A 5,832-nucleotide genomic window follows, 5' to 3' on the forward strand; every position below is an offset into this window, starting at 1 on the left:
TTCTTCTGTCCGGCGGATCATCTCCGGAGAGCCGGTGATAAATCTTCTCATACGCTGTTTGGTTGAGATTATATTTTAAGCACGGGCATTCTCCTCACCTTCCACGGTTTTATTGTACCATTGAAGGAGGTTACAAACAAATGTTTTCAAGGCGTTTGGCCGCCTTGACCCCCATTAAAATGGGGAGGATGCGGCGGCCGGTTTCACAAATGCAACAGGAGATGACCGAGTTCATGAGCCGCGCTAAAAATCCTGCGCTCCACAGAAATTCGATCCCAAGTATTCACCACGATGGCCGGTCCTCCATCCTCCCCAGCAACGGACAGACCAAAAAACCCGTCTGATGCGCATATGATCGAATACACTTTAATTCCTGCCGATTCCAGCAACCCAACGATGTCTCGAACCGCTTCTTTTTTCTTCAGCCCCAGCTTCTCTCGGGCTTTCTCGGCAGCCGCAATCGCCCGAGACTCTGATGGTGAATCGGGGACATCCATCTCCTCAAACAAATAGTCCAACCGTTCACCGAGCCGACTCTCCAGATCATTGAAGTCCTCCAACCAAAGTGAAACGTCCGCCAAAATCTGCTCTCGGCGATGAACTTTCTTTGACGCGCGAAACCGGTCGATCCGGACGGATCAACCGGCTCGGGCGCGTCATCTCAGTCCGGAAAGAGACGTACCACTGACCGGCCTTCTATGTCAGGACGGACCCATTAAGTTTCTGTTCACCTAGTTCAGCATTTTGGACTATAATATGGCTAGACAGTCTGGCTAAATCCGTACTTGCCCATCTTGCGAGGGAAGGGATGGTCATGGATAAGACCTGGCAGCTTCAGGATGCCAAAAATCGCCTCAGTGAACTTGTGCACAAGGCCATGCGGAACGGTCCACAGATGATTACGGTGCGCGGGAAACCTGCGGTCGTTGTGGTGTCCGTTCAGGAATATGAGCGTTTGGTACGTCCAAAAACCAGTCTGGTGGAATTTTTCCGAAGTTCCCCTCTGGTCGGGGTTGAACTGGACGCAGAACGGCTGCGGGACCATCCGCGGGAGGCTGGACTGTGAAATATTTACTGGACACTTGTGTCATTTCTGAACTGGTCAAGAGGGCTCCCGCTCCCGCAGTCCTGAGGTGGGTCGAGAACCAGGATGAGGAAAACCTGTATTTGAGCGTATTAACCCTGGGAGAACTGCAACGCGGTGTGAGTAAGTTGTTGGATCGCAGTCGCGCAGAACAATTGCAGGCGTGGTTGAAAGACGACTTAACCCAGCGTTTTCAGAGACGCATCTTGCCCGTCGACCAAAAGGTGGCGGTGGCTTGGGGCGAAATCAGTGGAGACGCGGCGCGGCGAGGAGAAACACTCCCTGTCATGGATAGTCTCATTGCAGCCACAGCCCGGGTTCATGGCCTGGTTGTGGTCACGCGAAACGTACGCGATGTAGAACGTTGCCACGTTCCGGTTACGAATCCTTGGCCGGACGCGCGCGCCGACCTGTAATCGCCCCCTCAAACGATGCGCGGTTCCCGAGGGCGACCCTTTATCCAGCACGCGATGGTTTGCTAAAAGTCCACAACCGGAGAAGATGCTGCTGAAAATTGCCCGCTGTCCGGCTATAATGAAGAGGCTCAGGACAAGGCTCCGTCAGGGGCGGCCCTCCCTGATCCCTGATTCCACAGGGGGAAGGGAGGTGGTGCGGTGAGCGTATTCGAAGCACTCATGTTGGCCATCAATGTAGCCCTGCTCGTCATCGCGATCATCAACGCCAATAGAAAAGACCGCCCCTGATGCACCGGGCAAGCGGTCTTTTCGCGTAAACCGGAGGAGCCGCCCCTGAAAGGGCTCCTGGGCGGCCGTCGGTGTCGCCAACACCGGCGGCCTTATTTTGCGCATGTTTATCGTAGCATGAAAGCAGGCCGGGAGCAACGCGGTCTTTGCACCGGGACGTCTTCCAAAAATCACTTTAACAGCCGGAGAACGTCCGAGTCATAGCCAAGTGCGAGACAAGCCCGCTCGAGAGTCAGAGACCGTCTCTCGGAGAAGCTAACGACCATTCGTTGACAGGTTCAGCATTCCGATTGGTAAAACTCCCTGCGAACCTCTCCCAAGGTAATTAGCAACAATCGTCTGATCATCTGGAAATGCCATTTATGTAGATCTTCTCCATCGGTCAATCATGTCTTTGGTAATTAGGATGCGTTCATCAACCACATCCAGCAACTCATCATTGGGCCGGGCGCTGTCCGCATAATACAGCGTGACATGGACACCTTCATTCTGAGCAATGGCGATAGCTGGGAGAAAATCACTGTCACCAGTCAGCAGAGAAGCATGCGTGATTAACCGCTTGGTACTGTGCATCACCAGATCTGTCGCGAGAGAGACATCGACTCTCTTTTGCTCAAAAATTGGCTCACCCCGGTCATTGATGCCAGGCAAGTTTGCCTTGACGTATTGCAAAACTGTTTAGTCGGCTTATAGCCCGAAAAAACCGCTCCTTTTTTGCGAATTCTTCTCTCTCCTCTTGTGTTGGAGTTGCAGATTGGTACGGTAAACAGTGATAATAGTACGCCCTCAAAAGATCCCTCCCATTCGCCATGTCCTGGACCATCGCACCATAATCAACCTTCGCTCTTTGAAAATTCAGAAGAACATTGTCGAGATAGCCACCGTCCAGAAATACAGCTACACGCACTACGGGAACCACCCTCCCCCCAATGGAAGAGGCGGAGAATTGGCACGACCATTCGGCCAATCCTCCGCCTCCGTTCTTGACCTGCCATCCCCCTTGCGGCGAACAGCAGCGTTTATCTCTGAATTTACTGTACCCAATGGGAACAAAAAATTCAACCTCCCGCAATCACTCAGTGGCACCTTCACAAACGAGTCATTACCTGAATTCCTGAAGCAGATTCGCCACGATGGCTCTGGTGAATCCCAAACGGGGGAGGTGAAGTGTCGTACACCCGTCCATCGATGACCTCTAGGACCACCGGACCCGCTCCCGAGTTCCCCTGTCCTCTCAACCCTTCAGTGAGGCCGGCGCGAAGATACGCACCTGTGTCGAGTTCATCTGCTACACCTGCGCGGGATATTTCCCGGTTCGGTTCCAGACAAATGCTGTCATTCAAAACACGTCTCTCAATTTGATGACGAGGTCATCAAAGATGCGCACCGGTATTTCCCCATCCCCGCCGTACACATCGGGCTGCTGAAAAACATTGTCCTCCCAGTGATAGACCTCCACCGTCTCGTGCTCAGGATCGACGATCCAGTACTCTCTGACGCCGGCGATACGGTATTTTGTCATTTTCACGCTCCGGTCCTTCTCCGCCGTCGATTTGCCGAGTACTTCGACGATGAGATCTGGAGCACCCACGCAACCTTGCGGCCGAATTTTGCCCGGATCGCAGATGACCGCAATATCCGGCTCCACGTGCTCATCGTCGTCCTCCTTCCACCACACGCCAAAGGGGGCCGGATAGGCAAAACATTCCCGCCCTTTCAGGTAGATGCTGAACTCCCGAAGCAGATTCGTCACAATTCTTTGGTGAATCTCGGACGGCGGAGGGGACATGTCGTACACCCTGCCATCAATCACCTCATACCTTTCAGGCAAAATCAGCTGGCGTGAATCGTGATCCTGCTGCATCCCGCAACGTCCTTTCCAAGGACAATGCGTTGAGCTGCCTTTCCGCCAATCACGATGGACAATAGAGCGTTCGCATCAATCACGATTTTTTCGATAGGCTTCAAAATCCGCCATGACCTCCTGCTCGGATACGTGCAACCTCTCCAGTTGCTCCTGCAATTGGCGAGACAGTTGCTCATACATGGCCTTTTTCACGATGTCAGGCGGCAACATGGACTCATCCCAAGGCAAGAAGACTCCGGCGGGCGTAGATCCGCGCATGATGATGATGGGTTCAGACGTTTTCAGGTGTTGAGTCGCGTGATCGCGGAACTCTTTAATACTGATCATCTTCATGGTGACCACCTCTGTGGTCATTATAACTGATTCGCATCTGGTTGCAAAACGGGCTCCATACTCGTTACCAGCCGGCCGGGCCATGAAAGTTCTTCACGGACGCGTTCGCATTCCGCCATAAGAGTCTCTACAGGTATGCCCTCACCCACTCTGAGCACACGCCAAACGCATTCATGCTAAGAACTCTTGTCGATATCCTCAATAATCTGTAAGAAGAGAAGACCTTTGGAGCGCTTTCTGGCAATGGGTCGCACCTTAATCGCGAGCCATGCTACTGCAGCCATAAACGTTTAGCTCACATGAACTGACGAATCAGGAATCGACGAACATGGCAGACGTGCCCACCCTGAAAAAGGAAGGCTCCGCAGACGTTAATGGGCGAATAAACACTTCAATATGCAATCACTATTCGTGTCGTGAAGTTCCTCTTTCGAATATAAATTTCCGATTACTCTGTCCAATGTCTTCCCAGCATAGACATTTTTACTCGGTAGTTTTTCAAAAGGTGGACACGACACCCCCTCAGTTTTCGACAACCCATCGTCTTCCACCCGCCACTCCCCACTCAATCCCGCACGCAGCACATGAGCGCTCACCCGATCCCCGGCCCCCCGGTCCCCCGGTTCTTCACCACCCCTTGCATTTCCATATCCCCGGCCTTGCATTTTTTAAAGCAGTTCCTTTCCTACGGTCCCCAAGTCAATGGCCTCATGGCGGTTTTCCGGGGTGATCTTCGCCAGCAACTCCTCTAAAGACGGTTTTCGCTTTCGCGGAACCACGGTAATTGTGCGGTTTGTCAGCCTGAGTGCGACCTCAGATCCCTGTTGAATCGAAATGCTTTCGGCAAAAGCGCTGGGCAGGCGTATGGCCAGGCCGTTGCCCCACTTCTGCACTCTCGTCCTGAAGGCACTGCGCTCCCCTCCTTACCCGCAGATCCCTTGTCCATCATTAAACCCGACCGGGGCAAGAAAGCGCACCCAGAGCCACCGGTGACGCCGTTATTCGACAAAATATGACATGCGAAAAAAGGGCTAAAAGATGTCCTGCATGTTTATGTGCAAGTCCCCAAAAATACCAACCGCAACCGTGTCATCCTTTCCGTAGACTGTCGGGAACACGTTGTCGTCAGCTAGTCTGTATACCTCAACAATCTGGTTCGATGGGTCGGCGATCCAATACTCACGAACCCCTGCCGTTCTGTACGCCCTCAGCTTCGCGGCCTTGTCCTTCTTGGCTGTGGCCGGACTCAGGACTTCGATCACCATGTCGGGAACGCCCACACAACCCTTCGGCTGTATCTTGCTCGGGTCACAAACGATTGTGATATCCGGCTCCACGTAATTCCCGTCGTCCTCTGTGTCCAACCAAACTCCAAAGGGGGCCGGATATGCCGTACACGTCTTGCCCTTCAGATATACGCTGATTTCGCGAAACAGGTTGCCGACGATCCTTTGGTGCTCCGACGTTGGCGGCGGCGTCATGTCGTAAATCACGCCGTCGATCCGCTCCCACCGTTCCAAATCGGCTGCAATCGGTTGGTGCTCCATGCGCACCTCCCCTTCCGACTTCCTTCCGTATCCATATTGTAGCATGAAATGCGCGCCCGTCGGCGACCCGCCCGCCGCAGCACAACAGGTGGCCATCACCGCCCCCGTCGCCCGGAGATTTGACGGTTGCGATAAACTTTTCCGATTACTCGGCCGATTGTCTCCTCACCGTAGACATTTTTACTTAGTAGTTTTTCAAAAGGTGGACACACCACCCCCCTCGATTTTCGACGGTCCATATTCTTCCACCCTCCACTCTCCACACCCCCACTCAATCCCGCACGCAGTACATCCGAT

9 protein-coding genes are annotated in these 5,832 nt (G+C 53.4%); 3 read left to right on the top strand and 6 right to left on the bottom strand.

Annotated elements, in window-relative coordinates; translation table 11 throughout:
* Nucleotides 1-203 precede the first annotated feature (203 nt).
* Entirely contained in the window at nt 204-581 is a 378-nt protein-coding gene (locus K6T64_RS16060; protein WP_170099943.1) for an ImmA/IrrE family metallo-endopeptidase, read from the bottom strand.
* Between the two features lie 233 nt (nt 582-814).
* Between K6T64_RS16060 and K6T64_RS16065 the strand changes: the two genes are divergently transcribed.
* The 3 genes from K6T64_RS16065 to K6T64_RS16075 all read left to right on the top strand — a co-directional run bounded on the left by K6T64_RS16065 (nt 815) and on the right by K6T64_RS16075 (nt 1,788).
* Entirely contained in the window at nt 815-1,066 is a 252-nt protein-coding gene (locus K6T64_RS16065; RefSeq protein ID WP_232070152.1) for a type II toxin-antitoxin system Phd/YefM family antitoxin, read from the top strand.
* On the top strand, nt 1,063-1,500 hold the full coding sequence (locus tag K6T64_RS16070; RefSeq protein WP_288011090.1) for a type II toxin-antitoxin system VapC family toxin: 438 nt from the start codon (nt 1,063-1,065) through the stop codon (nt 1,498-1,500). Before K6T64_RS16065 ends, K6T64_RS16070 begins: the two co-directional genes overlap by 4 nt.
* A gap of 198 nt (nt 1,501-1,698) precedes the next feature.
* A complete protein-coding gene (locus K6T64_RS16075) occupies nt 1,699-1,788 on the top strand; it encodes a putative holin-like toxin (protein WP_288011091.1) in 90 nt (29 codons plus the stop codon).
* A gap of 360 nt (nt 1,789-2,148) precedes the next feature.
* Here K6T64_RS16075 and K6T64_RS16080 read toward each other — a convergent pair whose 3' ends face one another.
* The 5 genes from K6T64_RS16080 to K6T64_RS16100 all read right to left on the bottom strand — a co-directional run bounded on the left by K6T64_RS16080 (nt 2,149) and on the right by K6T64_RS16100 (nt 5,535).
* A complete protein-coding gene (locus K6T64_RS16080) occupies nt 2,149-2,460 on the bottom strand; it encodes an NYN domain-containing protein (protein WP_288011093.1) in 312 nt (103 codons plus the stop codon).
* Nucleotides 2,461-3,127: 667 nt separating this feature from the next.
* Nucleotides 3,128-3,652: a Uma2 family endonuclease gene (locus K6T64_RS16085; protein ID WP_288011095.1), complete on the bottom strand. Its 525-nt coding sequence runs from the start codon at nt 3,650-3,652 to the stop codon at nt 3,128-3,130.
* A gap of 75 nt (nt 3,653-3,727) precedes the next feature.
* Nucleotides 3,728-3,988, bottom strand: coding sequence for a hypothetical protein (locus K6T64_RS16090; protein WP_157935566.1), 261 nt, complete (start codon nt 3,986-3,988; stop codon nt 3,728-3,730).
* A gap of 668 nt (nt 3,989-4,656) precedes the next feature.
* Nucleotides 4,657-4,881: an AbrB/MazE/SpoVT family DNA-binding domain-containing protein gene (locus K6T64_RS16095; protein ID WP_288011097.1), complete on the bottom strand. Its 225-nt coding sequence runs from the start codon at nt 4,879-4,881 to the stop codon at nt 4,657-4,659.
* A gap of 138 nt (nt 4,882-5,019) precedes the next feature.
* On the bottom strand, nt 5,020-5,535 hold the full coding sequence (locus K6T64_RS16100; RefSeq protein WP_288011099.1) for a Uma2 family endonuclease: 516 nt from the start codon (nt 5,533-5,535) through the stop codon (nt 5,020-5,022).
* Nucleotides 5,536-5,832: the final 297 nt, after the last annotated feature.

Source organism: Kyrpidia sp., assembly GCF_023512215.1.
Lineage (GTDB): Bacteria > Bacillota > Bacilli > Kyrpidiales > Kyrpidiaceae > Kyrpidia > Kyrpidia spormannii.